At 70.9% G+C, this 17698-nt stretch carries 16 protein-coding genes; 6 read left to right on the forward strand and 10 right to left on the reverse strand.

From position 1 onward, the window contains the following. Positions 1-13 precede the first annotated feature (13 nt). A complete protein-coding gene (ggt, locus tag ABIC30_RS00395; RefSeq protein ID WP_020090814.1) occupies positions 14-1615 on the forward strand; it encodes a gamma-glutamyltransferase in 1602 nt (533 codons plus the stop codon). Positions 1616-1799: 184 nt separating this feature from the next. Here the strand turns inward: ggt and prfB are convergent. Further along, positions 1800-2928, reverse strand: a protein-coding gene (prfB, locus tag ABIC30_RS00400) for a peptide chain release factor 2 (protein WP_103984661.1) whose coding sequence is annotated in 2 segments (ribosomal slippage) — positions 1800-2858 and positions 2860-2928 — 1128 coding nt in all. Because the reading frame shifts where the segments join, the coding sequence is not laid out codon by codon here. A gap of 223 nt (positions 2929-3151) precedes the next feature. On the opposite strand from prfB, the gene ABIC30_RS00405 reads away from it, so the two are divergent. Further along, positions 3152-3487 carry a DUF3140 domain-containing protein gene (locus ABIC30_RS00405; protein WP_020090816.1) on the forward strand — a complete coding sequence of 112 codons (336 nt, stop codon included), beginning with the start codon at positions 3152-3154 and terminating at the stop codon, positions 3485-3487. Positions 3488-3508: 21 nt separating this feature from the next. On the opposite strand, the gene ABIC30_RS00410 is transcribed toward ABIC30_RS00405, so the two are convergent. From ABIC30_RS00410 to ABIC30_RS00425, 4 genes are all read right to left on the reverse strand, one after another. Continuing rightward, a complete protein-coding gene (locus ABIC30_RS00410; RefSeq protein WP_020090817.1) occupies positions 3509-3868 on the reverse strand; it encodes a hypothetical protein in 360 nt (119 codons plus the stop codon). A 113-nt stretch (positions 3869-3981) separates the two neighbouring features. Beyond that, positions 3982-4194 carry a hypothetical protein gene (locus ABIC30_RS00415; RefSeq protein ID WP_020090818.1) on the reverse strand — a complete coding sequence of 71 codons (213 nt, stop codon included), beginning with the start codon at positions 4192-4194 and terminating at the stop codon, positions 3982-3984. A 134-nt stretch (positions 4195-4328) separates the two neighbouring features. Then, positions 4329-5546, reverse strand: coding sequence for an LL-diaminopimelate aminotransferase (locus ABIC30_RS00420; protein ID WP_026604561.1), 1218 nt, complete (start codon positions 5544-5546; stop codon positions 4329-4331). A 111-nt stretch (positions 5547-5657) separates the two neighbouring features. Further along, complete coding sequence (locus ABIC30_RS00425) at positions 5658-6041, reverse strand: hypothetical protein (RefSeq protein WP_020090820.1); 384 nt, start codon at positions 6039-6041, stop codon at positions 5658-5660. A 216-nt stretch (positions 6042-6257) separates the two neighbouring features. Between ABIC30_RS00425 and ABIC30_RS00430 the strand changes: the two genes are divergently transcribed. Continuing rightward, positions 6258-8039, forward strand: coding sequence for a class I poly(R)-hydroxyalkanoic acid synthase (locus ABIC30_RS00430; protein WP_026604563.1), 1782 nt, complete (start codon positions 6258-6260; stop codon positions 8037-8039). Positions 8040-8220: 181 nt separating this feature from the next. Here ABIC30_RS00430 and ABIC30_RS00435 read toward each other — a convergent pair whose 3' ends face one another. Next, complete coding sequence (locus ABIC30_RS00435; protein WP_026604564.1) at positions 8221-9534, reverse strand: OmpP1/FadL family transporter; 1314 nt, start codon at positions 9532-9534, stop codon at positions 8221-8223. 411 nt (positions 9535-9945) lie between these two features. On the opposite strand from ABIC30_RS00435, the gene ABIC30_RS00440 reads away from it, so the two are divergent. The 3 genes from ABIC30_RS00440 to bioB all read left to right on the forward strand — a co-directional run bounded on the left by ABIC30_RS00440 (position 9946) and on the right by bioB (position 13208). Further along, complete coding sequence (locus tag ABIC30_RS00440) at positions 9946-10830, forward strand: fumarylacetoacetate hydrolase family protein (protein ID WP_020090823.1); 885 nt, start codon at positions 9946-9948, stop codon at positions 10828-10830. 217 nt (positions 10831-11047) lie between these two features. Beyond that, on the forward strand, positions 11048-12163 hold the full coding sequence (locus ABIC30_RS00445) for a methyl-accepting chemotaxis protein (protein WP_106735891.1): 1116 nt from the start codon (positions 11048-11050) through the stop codon (positions 12161-12163). A 31-nt stretch (positions 12164-12194) separates the two neighbouring features. Then, positions 12195-13208 (forward strand): biotin synthase BioB, encoded by a 1014-nt coding sequence (bioB, locus tag ABIC30_RS00450; protein WP_020090825.1) that lies wholly within the window; start codon positions 12195-12197, stop codon positions 13206-13208. 35 nt (positions 13209-13243) lie between these two features. On the opposite strand, the gene ABIC30_RS00455 is transcribed toward bioB, so the two are convergent. The 4 genes from ABIC30_RS00455 to mnmA form a co-directional block, all read right to left on the reverse strand. Further along, on the reverse strand, positions 13244-14731 hold the full coding sequence (locus ABIC30_RS00455; RefSeq protein ID WP_020090826.1) for a sensor histidine kinase: 1488 nt from the start codon (positions 14729-14731) through the stop codon (positions 13244-13246). Between the two features lie 210 nt (positions 14732-14941). Then, on the reverse strand, positions 14942-15745 hold the full coding sequence (locus ABIC30_RS00460) for a TVP38/TMEM64 family protein (RefSeq protein WP_020090827.1): 804 nt from the start codon (positions 15743-15745) through the stop codon (positions 14942-14944). Further along, the gene (locus tag ABIC30_RS00465) at positions 15742-16395 is read right to left on the reverse strand and encodes a class I SAM-dependent methyltransferase (protein ID WP_020090828.1); all 654 of its coding nucleotides are present in this window, start codon (positions 16393-16395) and stop codon (positions 15742-15744) included. The genes ABIC30_RS00460 and ABIC30_RS00465 overlap by 4 nt, the downstream gene beginning before the upstream one ends. Positions 16396-16420: 25 nt before the next feature. After that, positions 16421-17575 (reverse strand): tRNA 2-thiouridine(34) synthase MnmA, encoded by a 1155-nt coding sequence (gene mnmA / locus ABIC30_RS00470; RefSeq protein WP_020090829.1) that lies wholly within the window; start codon positions 17573-17575, stop codon positions 16421-16423. Between the last annotated feature and the right edge of the window lie 123 nt (positions 17576-17698).

A 17698-nucleotide genomic window follows, 5' to 3' on the forward strand; every position in this document is an offset into this window, starting at 1 on the left:
AGCAGGACATCCCGTGAGAGACTTCTCCGCCCCCGGCCGCTCCCCGGTCTACGCCGCCAACGCCGCGGTCGCGACCTCGCACCCGCTCTCGACGCTCGCCGCCATCGAGGTTCTGCGCTCCGGCGGCAACGCCATCGATGCCGGCATCGCGGCGGTCGCCGTGCAGTGCGTAGTCGATCCGCTCATGACCGGCATCGGCGGCGACTGCTTCGCCCTCTACGCCCCCGCGGGCGCCACGAAGCCCATCGCCCTCGACGGTTCGGGCCGGGCGCCCGCCGCCGCCATGCCCGACTGGTACGCCGAGCACGGCGTCACCATCACGCCGACCTCGCCACACGCCGTGACGGTGCCCGGCGCGGTCGCGGCCTGGGATCTACTCGTGCGCGAGCACGGCACCCGGTCCCTCGGCGAGCTGCTCCAGCCGGCGATCCGCTACGCGGAGGACGGGTTCGTCGTGCAGCAGCGGGTCGGCTGGGACTGGCTGCGCGGCGCCGAGCGCGTCGCCACGGATCCGTACGCCGCCGAGACCTACCTGCCCGGCGGGCAGGCGCCGACGATCGGCAGCGTCGTCCGCCTGCCGAAGCTCGCGGCGACGCTCCGGGCGATCGCCGAGGCGGGGGCGCGCGCCTTCTACGAGGGCCCCGTCGCCGAGGACATGGTAAGCCGGCTGAACGCCCTCGGCGGCCTGCACACGCTGGACGACTTCGCCGCCGCGCAGCCCGACGTGGTCGCACCGGTCTCGACCCGCTACCGCGGCTACGACGTCTACGAGTGCCCGCCCGCCGGCCAGGGTCTGACGGCGCTGATGATGCTGAACGTGCTGTCGCACTACGACGTCGGCGCGCTCTCCGACCTCGACCGGCTCCACCTCTTCGCCGAGGTCTGCAAGCAGGGCTACCATCACCGCGACGTGCTGTTCGGCGACGCGGCCCTCGCCAACGTGCCGGTCGAGCACCTGCTCTCCGACGCCTGGAAGGCCGCCGCCCACGGGGCGATCGACATGGGCCGCGCCCGCGCGCCGGAGATCTATCCGGAGATCGCCCGCGAGATGGCCGAGGGCCGCGCCCACAAGGACACGGTCTACCTCTGCGTGGTCGACCGGGACGGCAACGCGCTGTCGCTGATCAACTCGATCTTCCAGGGCTTCGGCTCCGGCATCCTGGCGCCCGAGAGCGGCGTGCTGCTGCACAATCGCGGCCTGTCGTTCCGCACGGAGGGCGGCCACCCGAACAGCGTCGGGCCGGGCAAGCGGCCGATGCACACGATCATCCCCGGCATGCTGATGAAGGACGGGCAGGCCGTCGCGCCGTTCGGCGTCATGGGCGGCCATTACCAAGCCATGGGCCATGTCGAGCTGCTCTCCGGTCTCCTCGACCGGGGCCTCGACGTGCAGGAGGCCCTCGATGCCCCGCGCAGCTTCGCCTACGGCGGCAGCCTGGAGGTCGAGGGCGGGATCTCCGACGCCGTGATGGCGGGGCTGGTCGAGCGCGGCCACCCGGCGATCCGCGCGCCGCTGCCGCTCGGCGGGGGGCAGGTCATCTGGATCGACCGCAAGGCCGGCACGCTGGCGGCCGGATCCGACCCGCGCAAGGACGGGGCGGCGCTGGGGTATTGAGAGGCGTGGGAGGATGGGCGCCGCCGGCGCTCATCCTTTGGCGGCCTCAACGGCGCTCTCTGTCAGCACCGCCGTCATTGCGAGCGGAGCGAAGCGATCCAGGGTCGCGCCACGCCGATCGATCGCGCGCCGCCCTGGGTCACTTCGCTGCGCTCGTGATGACGGGGAGGCAGCTCACGCCGCCTCAGTCGATATCCTCGACCGCCTCGCCGCCGCCGTAGACCCGCTGCGCGAGCGAGGCCTCCATGAACGGGTCGAGGTCGCCGTCGAGCACCTCGTCCGGATCGGTGGACTGGGTGCCGGTGCGCAGGTCCTTCACCAGCTGGTACGGCTGCAGCACGTAGGACCGGATCTGGTGGCCCCAGCCGATATCGGTCTTGGAGGCGGCCTCGGCGTTGGCCTTCTCCTCGCGCTTCTTCAGCTCCGCCTCGTAGAGCCGGGCGCGCAGCATGTTCCAGGCGGTCGCCCGGTTCTTGTGCTGGGAGCGCTCCTGCTGGCACGCGACCACGATCCCGGTGGGGTTGTGGGTGATGCGCACCGCCGAGTCGGTGGTGTTGACGTGCTGGCCGCCGGCGCCGGACGACCGGTAGGTGTCGATCCGGCAGTCGGATTCCTTGATCTCGATCTCGATCCGGTCATCGATCACCGGATAGACCCAGACGCTGGCGAAGCTGGTGTGCCGCCGGGCGCTGGAATCGTAGGGCGAGATCCGGACCAGACGGTGCACGCCGGACTCGGTCTTGAGCCAGCCGTAGGCGTTGTGGCCCTTGATCAGGAGCGTGGCGCCCTTGATCCCGGCCTCCTCGCCGTCGGTCATCTCGACGACCTCGACCTTGTACTTCCGGCGCTCGGCCCAGCGGGCATACATGCGCTGGAGCATGTTTGCCCAGTCCTGGCTCTCGGTGCCGCCGGCCCCGGCATGGACCTCGAGATAGGTGTCGAAGCCGTCGGCCTCGCCCGACAGAAGCGTCTCGACCTGCCGGCTCGCGGCCTCCTTCTCGACGGCTAGGATCGCCGCCTCGCCCTCGCGGATCGAGGATTCGTCACCCTCCATCTCGCCGAGCTCGATCAGCGTGGCGCCGTCCTCGAGGTCGCGCTCCAGCTTCTTGATCGCCGTGACGGCCTCGTCGAGCTGCTGCCGCTCGCGCATGACCTTCTGGGCGGCCTCGGCGTCGTTCCAGAGGTCGGGGTCCTCGGAAGCCGCGTTCAGCTCCGCGAGGCGTTTATCGACTGTATCCCAGTCAAAGATGCCTCCTCAGCAGCCCTATAGACTGCTTGGCGGCATCCGAGGCTTGCTCGATCTCGGCGCGCATCTGGCTTTTCGGGAATGGGGTGTGGGGAGAGAATGGAAGCTCGTCGGGTCGGGGTGATACCCCCCGGGACCCGGCCTGTAAACGCTTCCCCGCCACGTCGCCCGCCACGTCGCCCGCCGCGTCGCCCGTCGCCCGTGCGGCGCCCGACCGCAGGGATGGCGGCGAGCCGGCGAGCCTCGGGCGCGTTGTCGGGGACGAGCGACACGGCCCGGGAGGCAGGCGGATGGCGGACGATCACGCGGAGACGTGGAAGGACTTCAACGAGGCCGTCAACATGACGCCGGCGGCGCTGAGGAAGCACCTCGACAGCGCGGCGAGCCGGGGGGTCGGCCAGAAGAAAGACGGCGGCGAGTCGACCGGGCACGAGATGGGCCGGCGGATCCTGGCGATCAAGGACACCAAGAAGGCCGACCTGACGGACGACGACTACGCCGCCATGCGCAAGGTCGTGGGCTACGTCCACCGCCATCTCAAGCAGGGCGGCGAGGCCCGGAAGGACCCCGACTCCCCATGGCGGATGTCGCTGATGAACTGGGGCCACGATCCGCAGAAGGATTGAGGCCCCGGAACGCCCGGCGGCTCAGTAGCGCGGCGGCACGATGTAGGACGGAGCGATCACGTACTCCCGCGGCCGCTTGCGCGCGCCGAACCGCCCCTCGGTGATCTGGTCGTTGTAGTAGTCGAACCCAGTGTAGCCGAAGCCGCCGCCGTTCATCACCTCGGCCACCGGCACGGCGGGCTGGGCGAGATCGGGCCGGCCCGGCGGCACCACCACCTGGCAGCAGCCCTCGGTCTGCAGGACCGTCGGGCCGTTCGGGGCGGTGAACACGAAGGCGCGGGGCTGGTAGGGCGCCGGCGGGTAGGCGGCGTCGGAGGCCGAGGCGCCCTGCCCCGCCAGGAGGGCGAGCAATCCGGCGGCGATCAGGGTCTTGGTGCTCACGCGATGCTCCGTCAGGGGGCCGGGCGGGCCGGCATCTGGCCTACAGTCTAGCTGATCGCGGGCGGCTTGTCCGGCCCGTCCGAATCGACCGGTTACCGAAATTCCGGGCGGGTTCAGCCCCGCGCGCGCAGCACGACCTGCGGGCTCGCCGGGACGGGGCGGCAATCGGTCGTGAAGGCGTTGACCGGCAACGGCTTCGAGTCGCACGCGTACACGTCCGCCGGCCCTGGCGCAGGGATCGGGTCCCGGGCGATGATCGGGTTCGGCGCGCAGGCCGAGGCCGCGGCGGCGAGCAGCAGGGCGGCGATGAGGTTCAGGCGGCGCATGCGAGACTCGGGACGCGGGAAGACCCCCGCACCTGACCCTGGCCATCGCGCCCCGCGCTGACAAGCGCCGGCGCGGGGCGCCGACACCTTTGACGGCGTCTGTCGCCCCGCGGCAACAATTTGCGCGGGCCGGTCTAGCCGGTCCGGGCCATCGGCAGGACGTTGTGCAGCGTCTTGTCGGTGCCGTCGAAGAACCGGCGGATATTGCGCGCCGCCTGCCGGATGCGCTGCTCGTTCTCCACGAGCGCGATGCGGACGTACTCGTCACCGAACTCGCCGAAGCCGATGCCGGGCGCGACCGCCACGTCGGACTTCTCCAGGAGCAGCTTGGAGAATTCGAGGCTGCCGAGTTCCCGGTACCGCTCGGGGATCGGCACCCAGGCAAACATCGACGAGGCGGGCGACGGGATGGTCCAGCCGGCCTTGCCGAAGGACTCCACCAGCGCGTCGCGACGCTTCCTGTAGATGCTGCGCATCTCGTGGATGCAATCGTCCGGGCCGTTGAGGGCGGCCGTCGCGGCGACCTGGATCGGCGTGAAGGCGCCGTAATCGAGGTAGGATTTCACCCGGGTGAGCGCCGCGAGCAGGCGCTCGTTGCCCACCGCGAAGCCCATCCGCCAGCCGGCCATCGAGTAGGTCTTCGACAGCGAGGTGAACTCCACCGTGCAGTCAATGGCGCCGGGCACCTGCAGCACCGAGGGCGGCGGGTTGTTGTCGAAATAGACTTCCGCGTAGGCGAGGTCCGACAGCAGGATCAGCTCGTGCTGCTTCGCGAAGGCCACGAGGTCGCGGTAGAAGTCGAGGCTCGCCACGTAGGCGGTCGGGTTCGACGGGTAGCAGACGACCAGCGCCACCGGCTTCGGGATCGAGTGGCGCATGGCCCGCTCCAGGGCGGGGAACATCGCCGGGGTCGGCTCGGCCGGCACGGAGCGGATGACGCCGCCGGCCATCAGGAAGCCGAAGGCGTGGATCGGGTAGCTCGGGTTCGGCACCAGCACGACGTCGCCCGGCGCGGTGATCGCCTGGGCCATGTTGGCGAACCCTTCCTTGGACCCGAGAGTCGCCACCACCTGGGTGTCGGGGTTCAGGGTCACGCCGAAGCGCCGCTGGTAATAGCCCGCCTGGGCCTTGCGCAGGCCCGCGATGCCCTTGGAGGCCGAGTAGCGATCCGTGCGCGGCCGCCCGGCCGTCTCGCACAGCTTGGCGATGACGTGCTTCGGGGCGTCCAGATCGGGGTTGCCCATGCCGAGATCGATGATGTCGGCGCCCTGCGCGCGGGCGGCAGCCTTGATCCGGTTGACCTGCTCGAAGACGTAGGGCGGCAGTCGCTTGATGCGGTGGAAGTCGGTCATGGGCGTGTCCATCGGCGCGTCCCGGATCCGGCGTCTCTCGTTTGGGCCGGTCGGGCGAACCACGTGCTCTACCAGAGTTGCGGGCCGCCGCCGACCCTGAAAAAGGGCCGGCTACTGCGCCGCCGGAGCCGGCTTGACGGTGGCGGCCGCGCCCCGCCCGGCGCTCTCGGCGGCCCGCCCCCGGGCCTCGTTGCGGCCGCGGGCACCCTCCAGCTCCGCCTCCAGGGCCTTCTGGCCCGTGACCGACTTGGCCCGGACCGGCCGCTTCGGCGCGTCGACGCCAACCGGCATGAAGTCGGGCTGCGCCTTGCTGCGGGTGTCCGTGACGAAATCCGGGGCCGCGACGACCCGCGGCCCGTAGCCTGCATCGGAGGCCAGCGAGCGGACGACGTCGCCCGAGCAGGCCCCGAGCGCGCCGACCAGCACGCCCAGGCCGGCCGCGCGCGTCAGGCGGCGCAGCGGACCGGCGCGATGCGGGCGGATAGCGGGGTTCAAAATGGCACGATCCATCGTCACATGCGTATGAAAAGATCGGCCGGATGTTTCGGCGACGTCCTGAGCCGGGCTGGCGAAAACTCTGGCTCGCTCCTTATTTTGTCGGAAACGAGGCCCGCGCCATCGGGTCAACAGATGAAGCACAGGGAGGCACGTTTGACGAGCCCGCAGGCGCCGGATCGGACCGCCCCTCCGAAGTCGGTCTCGAACGGCGCGATGCCGGACGGCACGGTCGCCCCTATGCCGGATTTCGAGGCGATTTCCCGCAATGCCGGTCAGTTCGTCGAGGCGATGGGGCGCAACGTCGCCCGCCTCCTCGGGCCCGAGGGCCAGGCGGCCGCACCCGGCAGCGAGATGAACGAGGCGGCCAAGGTGCTCGGTCAGGTGGCCGAGACCTGGCTCGCCGATCCGAACCGCAGCGCCGAGGCTCAGGCGCGCCTGTCGCAGGCTTTCCTGTCGCTCTGGGGCTCGACCTACCTGCGCCTGCAGGGCCAGCCCGCCGATCCGGTGGCGCTGCCCGAGCCCCGGGACGCGCGCTTCGCCCACGCCGAGTGGACGACCAACCCGTATTTCGACTTCCTCAAGCAGGCCTACCTGCTCGCCACCCGCTGGGCGGAGAGCCTCGTCGACGAGGCCGAGGGGCTCGACGCGCACACGCGTCACAAGGCGCAGTTCTACCTGCGCCAAGTGACCAGCATGCTGTCGCCCTCGAACTTCCTGCCGACCAACCCGGAGCTGATCCGCCACACCCTGCAGGAGAACGGCGCCAATCTCGTCCGCGGCCTCAAGATGTACGAGGAGGATCTGGCGGCCGGCGGCGGGCAGCTGCGCGTGCGCCAGACCGACCCGAGCGGGTTCGAGGTCGGGCGCAACATGGCGGTCACCCCCGGCGAGGTGGTGTTCCGCAACGACCTGATCGAGCTGATCCAGTACGCGCCCACCACCGAGACCGTGCTGCGGCGCCCGTTCCTGATGGTCCCGCCCTGGATCAACAAGTTCTACATCCTCGACCTCAATCCGCAGAAGAGCTTCCTGAAGTGGATGGTCGACCAGGGCCTGACGGTCTTCTGCATCTCCTGGGTCAATCCCGATTCCCGCCACGCCGACAAGGACTTCGAGTCCTACATGCGCGAGGGGATCGAGGCGGCCATCGACGCGATCGGCGTCGCCACCGGTGAGAGCGAGGTCACGGCGGCGGGCTACTGCGTCGGCGGCACGCTGCTCGCGGTGACGCTCGCCATGCAGGCGGCCACCGGCAACCGGCGGATCAAGAGCGCGACGCTGCTCACCACACAGGTCGACTTCACCCACGCGGGCGACTTGAAGGTCTTCGCCGACGAGGAGCAGATCCGCCAGGTCGAGGCGCGCATGGCCGAGCAGGGCTACCTGGAGGGCGCCCGCATGGCGAACGCCTTCAACATGCTCCGGCCGAACGACCTGATCTGGCCCTACGTCGTGAACAACTACATCAAGGGCAAGGCACCCTCGGCCTTCGACCTGCTGTACTGGAACTCCGATGCCACCCGGATGCCGGCGGCCAACCACTCGTTCTACCTGCGCAACTGCTACCTCGACAACACGCTGGCGCAGGGGCGGATGGTGCTCGGCAACGTCCGCCTCGACCTCAGGAAGGTCCAGGTGCCGATCTTCAACCTCGCGACCCGCGAGGACCACATCGCGCCGGCGCTGTCGGTCTTCGAGGGTTCGAAGGTCTTCGGCGGGAAGGTCGATTTCGTCCTCGCCGGCTCCGGCCACATCGCCGGCGTGATCAACCCGCCGTCCAAGCCGAAATACGGCTACTGGACCGGCGGCCCCGTGAAGGGGACGCTCGAGGAGTGGATCAGGGCCGCGGTCGAGACCAAGGGCTCGTGGTGGCCCTACTGGTTCCAGTGGATTGAGGCGCAGGCCCCGGAGCGGGTGCCGGCCCGGCAGCCGGGCGGCGACGCGCTGCAATCCTTAGGGCCGGCGCCCGGCACATACGTGCGGATGCGCGCCTGAGGCGCGCGACGCGCTCGGATCGATGGGTGATCGGCCCCGATGGTCACGGAGCCGCCCCGACATCACGAGTGGAGCGACGTGACCCGGGGCAGCGCGACACCTGTCGGCGTGGCGCTGCCCTGGATCGCTTCATTCCGCTCGCGAAGACGGCGGCAGCGAAGGACACGACCGGAGCTGCCCGTCAGTACTTCCGCACGAGCGGCGCCGGGGCCGGGGCCGGCGGCGCGCCGAAGACGTAGCGGAAGCCCACCGAGACGATGTCGGCGCTGGAATCCACCACGCCCGCGAAGGCGATGTTGCTGATGTTGTAGTCGCGGCCGATGCCCGCGAGGATCCGCGAGCGGTCCAGGAAGAAGTGCGAGTAGGCGAGGTTCAGCGTCAGCTGCTGGCTCCAGCGGTAGCTGGCGCCGACCGAGACGTTGTACCGGTCGCCGTCCGGCAGGCGCACCGAGCGGTTCCGGAAGTCGATGGGCGAGGTCTCGTAGGCGAAGCCGGTCCGCAGCGTCAGGTTCGGCGACGCGTCGTACTCGGCGCCGATCGCGTAGGTGAACCCGTCTTTGTAGTTGAGCGGCAGGTTGTTCACCGGCAGGCCGATCGTCTTCGATACGATGCCGATGGTGCCGAGCCTCGACCAGTTGTCCCACTCGAAGCCGAGATTCACCCGCGCCACCGGCGAGACCGCCTGGGTCAGGCCGACGCTCAGCTTCTCGGGCGTGTTCAGCTTGGCGCGGACCTGTCCGGCCAGCGGCGCCAGGGCGACGAGCGGGACGCCGATCGAGCCGTCGATGTCGTGGTGCACCGAGGAACGGTAGCCGATGCCCAGCACGGTCCCGTCGCGGGGCGTGAGCGTGGCGCCGGCGGTGAAGCCCGCGCCCCAGGACTCACCCTTGAGGAAGGAGCTCGGATACGAGGTCGGCAGGATGCCGGGGATCGGCAGCGCCTGCCGCAGGGTCAGGCGGAAATACTCGATGTTCGGGCCGGCCGCGATCGAGAGCCACTCGTTGACCTTGAAGCCGATGACCGGGTTGATCGCCAGCGAGAAGATCCGCGACGAGCGTCCGTAGACCTCGCCGGCCCACACGTCCCGCGGCTTGGTGACGAGGCCGAAGGGGGCGCCGGTCGAGAGGCCGAGCCACAGGCGGTCGTTCAGCTGGTACGAGGTCGCGCCCGCCGGCACGACGGCGCCCTGGCCCAGCTCACCCGAGCCGCCCAGCCGCGCGAAGCCCGGATTGGTGCCCGGCGCGGGCCGGATCTCCGAGGACAGGCCGATATAGGTGAAGTTCTGCTCCGCGACGAAGCCCGGGTTCATCGTGATCGTCGCGGGATTCCAGAACATCGACGAGACGCCGCCCGATCCCGACGCCGCGCCCGCGAAGGCCAGCCCCTGGGCCTCGGTGCTCTGCTCCCGGATCCCGAACGCCCCCGCCTGCACCTGCCCGGCGCCGAGGACCACCGCCGTCGCCGCCAGCATCGCAGCGCGAACCGTCCCGCCCATCTCTTCCCCCAAGCCTTCGTTCTGCTGGGCGCCGTCGATTGTTCGAGACCCGTTATGCGGCGACCTTCCATGCATGGTGCCGGTTTCGGGTGCGGAACCGCAATGACCCCGACCATTTTCGGCACCGAGAGGAATAGTAGTAGATAAGGAGCGGTAAACGGCACCTTCACGAGCGAAAGCCCGTGATGATCGAGATTTTTCAGTCTTGATCCGAGCTGTCACACCGAGATGGCGACAGGAACAATATATCCGAACGTCGCCGACCCTGCACTTTTCCGCCGTCCTGTTGCCCTGCGGCGACACCCGGCGGACCGACACGCCGACGCGGCCGGCCTTGCACCCGGGTCGAGGCCCGGCCATGGTCCCGGCGTCCGGCGCAGACCGGTTCAGGGAAGGATGAGGAGTGCGGCCATGAAGCTCTTCCGGCACGGCCCGAGCGGCGACGAGAAGCCCGGCCTCGTGGATGCCAGCGGGGGGCTGCGCGACCTGTCGGGCATCGTGCGCGACATCGCCGGGCCGGCCCTCGCGCCCGACTCGCTGGTGCGGCTGCGCGCCCTGGATCCCGAGACCCTGCCGAAGCTGCCCCCGGACGTGCGGCTCGGCCCCTGCGTCGGCGGCACCCGGAACGTCGTCGCCATCGGCCTGAACTTCGCCGACCACGCCGCCGAGACCGGCTCGCCGATCCCCGCGGAGCCGATCATCTTCAACAAGGCCCCGTCCAGCCTGTGCGGGCCGAACGACACGGTCATCATTCCCAAGGGGTCGCACAGCACCGACTGGGAGGTGGAGCTCGCCGTGGTGATCGGGCGGCGCGCCAGCTACGTCCACGCCAACGAGGCGCTGAGCTACGTTGCGGGCGCCTGCATCTGCAACGACGTCTCCGAGCGCGAGTGGCAGATGAACCGCGGTCCGACCTGGACCAAGGGCAAGAGCGCGCCGACCTTCGGCCCCCTCGGCCCATGGCTGGTGACCCTCGACGAGATTCCCGACCTGAAGAACCTCGCCATGAGCCTCGACGTGAACGGCGAGCGCCGTCAGACCGGCTCGACCGCAACGATGATCTTCGACGTTCCCCAACTCGTCGCCTACGCGTCGCACTTCATGCTGCTGGAGCCGGGCGACGTGATCACCACCGGCACGCCGCCTGGCGTCGGCCTCGGCATGAAGCCGCCGCGCTACCTCAAGGCCGGGGACGAGATGGTCCTGCGCATCGACCGGCTCGGCGAGCAGCGGCAGAAGGTCATCGCCTTCGACGACTGGACCGCCAAGGTCTCGGCCGGCGAGCCGACGCACTGACAGACGGGGCCGCCGCCCGAGCCCGGGCGGCGGCCCCGCGCCCGGGCAACGTCACCGATAATGGCGAGCGCCCGGCACCCGCGACCGACGGGACCTATATACTCTCGATTGAATTATGGATTGATTTTAGTATTGTAAGTTATATCGCCGGCCTTGATCGGTTAAGACTGTATTATATTATAGCTGTAAAATGCCCGCCTCGTCGATCGGGCCCGGCATGAGTGCGAAAACTGATTTCCCCAATGGCCGGACCTCCGGATCGGAGTCCGAGCCGCCGACGCTCAGGTCGATCGAGATCCTGGCCGATGCCGTCAAGCAGGCGGCGCAGGAGAAGACCGGCCGGATCCGGCGGATCACGGCGCAGACCAAGATCCTCGCCCTCAACGCGCTCATCGAGGCCGCGCGGGCCGGAGATGAGGGACGCGGCTTCGCGGTCGTCGCCCAGGAAGTGCGCGCCCTCGGCGAATCCGTGGACGTCATCGCCGGCGAGCTGGAGCTTCACCTGTCCGGCCGCATCGTCGAGCTGCAGCGCACCGTCGAGACGATGGCGGGCCGCGTCCAGGGAGAACGCCTGGTCGATCTCGCGCTCAACGCGGTCGAGCTGATCGATCGCAACCTCTACGAGCGGACCTGCGACGTGCGCTGGTGGGCGACCGACGCCGCCGTCGTCGCCTGCGCGGCCGATCCCGGCCCGGCCGCGGCGGCCTTCGCGGGCGACCGCCTCGGCATCATCCTCTCGGCCTACACGGTCTATCTCGATCTCTGGATCTGCGGCCTGGACGGCCGCATCCTCGCGACCGGCCGCGCCGATCGCTACCCGGGACTGCAGGGCCGGAGCGTCGCGGGGGAAGCGTGGTTCCGGGAGGCGCTCGCCCTGGAGAGCGGCGACGCCTTCGTCTGCGCCGACGTGCGGCAGGAGGATGCGCTGGGCGGCGCGCAGGTCGCCACCTACGCGGCGAGCGTGCGGGCGGGCGGTCAGGCGACCGGCGCACCGCTCGGCGTCCTGGCGATCCACTTCGACTGGGCACCGCAGGCCCACGCCATCGTTTCGGGGATCCGGGTCGCGCCGGAAGATCGAGGGCGCACCCGCGCCCTGCTGGTCGATGCCGGCGGCCGGGTGCTGGCCGCCTCGGATCAGGTCGGTCTCCTGACCGAGCGGGTCTCCTGCCGGATGGACGGCGAGACGAGCGGAGTCGTGCGGGATCCGCGGTCGGGCACGGTCACGGCGTACCATCGGACACCGGGATACGAGACCTATCGCGGGCTGGGCTGGTACGGCATGATCGTCCAGACCGACCCCTCGGTCGGAGGTTCGGGCGCGAGGCCCGCTTGATTTCTGTCCGCCGATCCGGCTCAAACACCGCATGAGCGCGACTTCCCTCCCCGGTTCCCAGCAGCCCGACCTCGGCGACATCCGCCACGACTGGAGCGTGGCGGAGATCCGCGCGATCCACGACCTGCCGCTGATGGACCTCGTGTTCCGGGCCGCGCAGGTGCACCGCCGGCACAACGACCCCGCCGACATCCAGCGGGCGTCTCTCCTGTCGATCAAGACCGGCGGCTGCCCGGAGGATTGCGCCTACTGCCCGCAATCGGCCCATCACAAGGGCGCGGGCGTCGCGCGCGAGCGGCTGATGCCCGTGGAGACGGTGCTGGCCGAGGCGGCCGCCGCCAAGGCCGCCGGCGCCCAGCGCTTCTGCATGGGCGCCGCGTGGCGCCAGCCGAAGGACGGCCCGGAATTCGACGCGGTGCTCGCCATGGTGCGCGGCGTGCGCGGCCTCGGCATGGAGGCCTGCGTGACGCTCGGCATGCTCACGCCCTCGCAGGCCGGACGCCTCGCCGAGGCCGGGCTGACCTCCTACAACCACAACCTCGATACCGGGCCGGATTTCTACGAGGACATCATCTCCACCCGCACCTACGACGAGCGCCTGCAGACCCTCGCGAACGTCCGCGAGGCCGGGATCGGCGTGTGCTGCGGCGGTATCGTCGGGATGGGCGAAGGTGTCACCGACCGCGCCGCGATGCTTCAGGTTCTGTCCAACCACGCTCCCCACCCGGAGAGCGTGCCGATCAACGCCCTCGTGGCGGTGCCCGGCACCCCGCTGGAGGACCAGCCGGCGGTCGATCCGTTCGATCTCGTGCGCATGTGCGCCACGGCGCGGATCGTGATGCCGCGCTCCCGCGTGCGGCTCAGCGCCGGCCGCAAGAGCCTCACCCGCGAGGCCCAGGTGCTGTGCTTCCTCGCCGGCGCCAACTCGATCTTCTACGGCGAGCGGCTGCTCACCACCGCCAATAACGGGCAGGACGACGACGCGGCGCTGCTGGCCGATCTCGGCATCCGGGTCGGGGAGCCCGTCCGGGCCGCGGCAGAGTAGCGGCAGCGGGGCGACGTCCCGCGGGTCCGGTCCCGTCAGCCTTCCGGCAGCACGATCCGGAAGCGCGCGCCGCTCAGCCCCTCGGCCTCGCAATCGTCGAGGGTGAGGGTGCCGCCGTTGATCCCGATCAGCTCGGCGGCGATCGGCAGCCCGAGGCCCGTGCCACCGGACCGCATGGATCCCTGGAACGGCGCGAACAGGTTCTCCCGCGCGCGCGCCGGGAGACCGGGACCGTTATCGGCGACCAGGATCGTGACCCGGCCCGGTGCCGCGCGGGCAGCGACCACGCTCACGGCGGCCTCCGGCACGGCCGCCCCGTCCAGCGCCTGCACGGCATTGCGCACGAGGTTGGCCAGCGCCCGCCCGAGCTGCTCCGGATCGGCCTGCACGGAGAGATCGCCCGCCGCGACCTGGACGCTGACCGGATGCGCCGCCAGCGCGGCGAGATCCGGAAGTTCCGCGAAGACCGGTGCCAGCGGCGTGCTGGTGAGGAGCGGCGCGCGCTCGGAGACGCGCCCGTAGGCGAGGGTCGCCTCGCAGAAGCGGATAGCGCGGGCCAGCGTCCCGACGAGGCGGGGGGCCACGCGCTGCACGGTCGGATCCTCGGTCCCCTCCAGGCGGTCGCCCAGGAGCTGCGCGCCGGTCAGCAGGTTGCGCAGTTCGTGGCTGATCTTGCTGACCGCCAAGCCCAGTTCGGCGAGTCGCCGCTTCTGCCGGAGCTGGTCGGCGAGGCTGCGCTGCATCCGCCCGAGCGCCCGCTCGGCCTGGCCGATCTCGTCGCTGCGGCGGGACGGCGCGATGATCCGCCCGGCATCCTCCGGATCATCCGCGAAGGCCGTGATGCTGGTGGCGAGCCGCCGCACGGGGCGCACGATCAGCACCTGCAGCACCACGAAGACGAGACCGGCGGCGGCCGCCGCGATGATCAGCGAGGAGACCAGCAGGCGCAGCGCGTAGTCGATCATGGCGGTGCGCAGCGGCGCCTCGTCGAGCAGGATCTCGACCCGGTCGAAGCCGATGCCGCCCTCCCCGACCACGCGGATCGGCTCGTGGACCGGCGCCACGAGGGTGCGCCACGCGCCCCGGATCGCCGACAGGGCGGTGACGTCGCGCAGGTCGACGGTGTCGGCGACCTGCTCGGGCATGGGCTCGATGGCGAGCAGACGCTGGGCGCCGCCGCCGCGGACGGCGATGGCGCGGGCGTTCACGCCGGCCAGGAGCCGGCTCTCGAGCGGCTCGGAGACCGGCTCGCCGGTCCGCCCGTCGAGCACCAGAGCGGCGACTTGCGCGGCCGCCAGGCGGTCGGACATCCATTCGATCCGGTAATTGGCCACCGCCGGCACGTAGGTCAGCACCTCGGCTACCACCACGAACGCGACGGTGACGAGGAACAGGCGCCCGGACAGGCCGAGGCGCGCGGTGCGCCGCTCGGGGACGTCGCGGGCCGGTGCGGGCGCCGGCGTCGCCGGTGCCGCGGCCTGATGGGACTCGAGGGACACGCCGGTCACGCTCCGCGCCGGCATCGCGGATGAGGATCGGCGGAGAGAGGATTGAGAAAGCTCGAGCCGGGTTCGGCCTTCGCGGGATACATGTTCGCAAGCCACAGATTCGCAGGCGGGAATACAGGCTCCCGGCGGCGAGCACTATACGATATCCCCCTCCAAGCGGTTGCACGCGCCCTCAGACACCGAAAAACACAGCCGGCGGCGGATCGCGCGTCTCGGCGGCGCATCTCAGCCGCGTCGGGCGCGGCGGCTCAGCAGCATGCTGACCAGGGCGAAGACCGCCAGCATCGCGAGACCTGCAACCATCTTGGGCGTGACCAGGGCGCGCAGGGTCAGGGCCTGGTCGCAGCCGCCCGCCCCCGTCGCGAGGCAGGCGGCCCTGGCGGCCTCGTGGGCGGCGACGACGTCCTCGATGCCCGCGCCCGTGGTGGCGTACACGACCGCGCCCGGCAGCAGCCCCAGGAACGTCGCGAGCACGAAGACCCGCATCTTCACCCCGAAGGCGGCGGGCGCGAGGTTGGTCACCCAGAACGGGAACAGCGGCAGGAGGCGGAGCACCGCGATGTAGCCGAAGGCGTCGCGCCGGAAGCCCTCGGCCAGCCCGGCGAGGCGCGTGCCGCCCATGCGCCGCAGCAGGTCGGCGCCGGGCCCGCGGCCGATCGCGAAAACGATGGCCGCCCCGGTCGTGGCCGCACAGACCGCGGTGAGCGCCCCCGGCACGATGCCGAACAGGAAGCCGCAGACCATCGTGAGGATCAGCGTGGCCGGTACCGACACGACGACGGCCCCGACATAGAGGCAGTAGGCCGCGACCAGCGCGCGGAGATACCCGGCCTCGACGAAGCCGCGCAGCCAGAGGCGGGACGCGAGCAGGCGGTCGAGGCTGAGGAGTTGCGCGGCTCCCGAGACCAGGACCACCGCCGACACCGTCAGGAGCAGCGCCAGCGGGAGCCAGCGCCGCAGGCGCTTCCAGCGCCCCTCGCGGTTCTCGACGCGGCCTTCGGCGACGGGGGCGTTGCCGGTCTCGCTCACCCGGGCTTGCGCATCCGCAGGATCTTGAAGAACCCGCCCGGGAAGGTCGGCTTCAATCCCAGGACCTCGACGCCGTTGCGCCGCGCCCAGGCCTCGATCCGCGTCGCCTTGAAGTCCGACGACCAACCGATCTTCGTGCAGAGCGGCGCCACGACTTCCTCGACCCGGGCCAGAGGGCCGTCGCTCTGGCCGAAATGGTTGGCGAGGACGATGCCGCCGCCCGGGCGCACCACCCGCAGGAACTCCGACATCGCGGCCTCGGGGTCGGGCACCAGGGTGATCAGGAACTGGGCCACGACGGCGTCGAAGCTCGCGTCGGCGTAGCCCAAGTGGCAGACGTCCATCACTTGGAGGCCCTTCACGTGGGACAGGTTCCGGCGCCGGACCTTGGCGCGGGCGCGCTTGAGCATGTCCTCGGAGAGGTCGACGCCGCAGACGAAGCTGGCCTTCGGATAGTAGCCCAGCGCCAGCCCGGTGCCGACGCCGGCCTCCAGGATCCGCGGCCCATGCTCGGCCGCCGCCTCGACGGCGGCGCGGGCCGCGGGCTCGGTGAGCTTGTCGTAGACCACGTCGTAGACGGGGGCCCAGCGGGCATAGGCCTTGCGCATCAGGGCCGTGCTCGGCCCGGCCATCTGCGGCTCGCTCAGCATCGTTCGAAGGTTCCAGAGGTTGAGATCAGGCGGCCTCGCGGGGCCGGGCCGACAACGCGTCGACACGCCGGATGGTGCCGCCGCCCAGGACCCGGGCCCGAGGGCCGTCATCCGCGTAGATCGCGCAGGCCTGCCCCGGCGACACGCCGTCCTCGGGCTCGGCGAGCACGACCTCGGCCGCGCCGTCCGGCCCGACCGTCAGCGTCGCCGGGCGCGGCGGACGGGTCGAGCGCACGCGGACCGCCACCGGCAGGTCGCGCACGGCCGCCACCGGCCCCTCGCCGAGCCAGTTGAGGTCCGAGAGGCGGATCCGGGTCGTGGCCAGCGCCGTGCGCGGCCCGACCACAACGCGGGCCGAGTCCGGCTCCAGCCGCACGACGTAGAGCGGCTCGGGCCCGGACAGGCCGAGGCCCTTCCGCTGGCCCACCGTGTAATGCACGATCCCGTCGTGCCGGCCGAGGACGTGGCCGGCGAGGTCGACGATCTCGCCGGGCCGCGCCGCGTCGGGGCGCAGACGCGCGATCACGTCGCTGTAGCGGCCCTGCGGCACGAAGCAGATGTCCTGGCTGTCCGGCTTCTCGGCGAGGGACAGGCCGAGATCCTTCGCGAGCGCGCGGGTCTCGGTCTTCTCCATCTCGCCCAGGGGGAAGCGCAGGAAGTCCAGCTGCTCCGCCGTGGTCGCGTAGAGGAAGTAGCTCTGGTCACGGGCGGGATCGAGGGCGCGGTGGAGCGCGCGGCCGCCGCCCGGGAGCGCCCGGCTGGCCACGTAGTGGCCGGTGGCGAGCGCGTCGGCGTCGAGGTCGCGGGCGAGGCCCAGCAGGTCGCGGAACTTCACCGTGCGGTTGCACTCGACACAGGGGATCGGCGTCTCGCCCGCGAGGTAGCTCTCGGCGAACTTCTCGATGACTTCGTCGCGGAAGCGATCCTCGTAATCGAGGACGTAGTGCGGGATGCCGAGATGCTCCGCCGCCGCCCGGGCGTCGTGGATGTCCTGGCCGGCGCAGCACGCGCCCTTGCGGTGGCTCGCCGCGCCGTGGTCGTAGAGCTGGAGCGTGACGCCGACCACGTCGAAGCCCTGCCGCTTCAGCAGGCCCGCGACCACGGAGGAATCGACGCCGCCCGACATGGCGACGACGACGCGCGTCTCGTGGGGGGCTTTGGGAAGATCGAGGGCGTTCATCGCGAGGGTCCGCAGCCGCCGGCCCGGAAGCTCCCTGGCTGCACGGGCCGTCTATAGCGGGACTTCGCCCGGCTTTCCAGGGCAGCGAGATCGGACACTCGGCAGATCCTGCCGGGCGGGCGG

Source organism: Methylobacterium sp. 1030 (assembly GCF_040544715.1).
Taxonomy (GTDB): Bacteria; Pseudomonadota; Alphaproteobacteria; order Rhizobiales; family Beijerinckiaceae; genus Methylobacterium.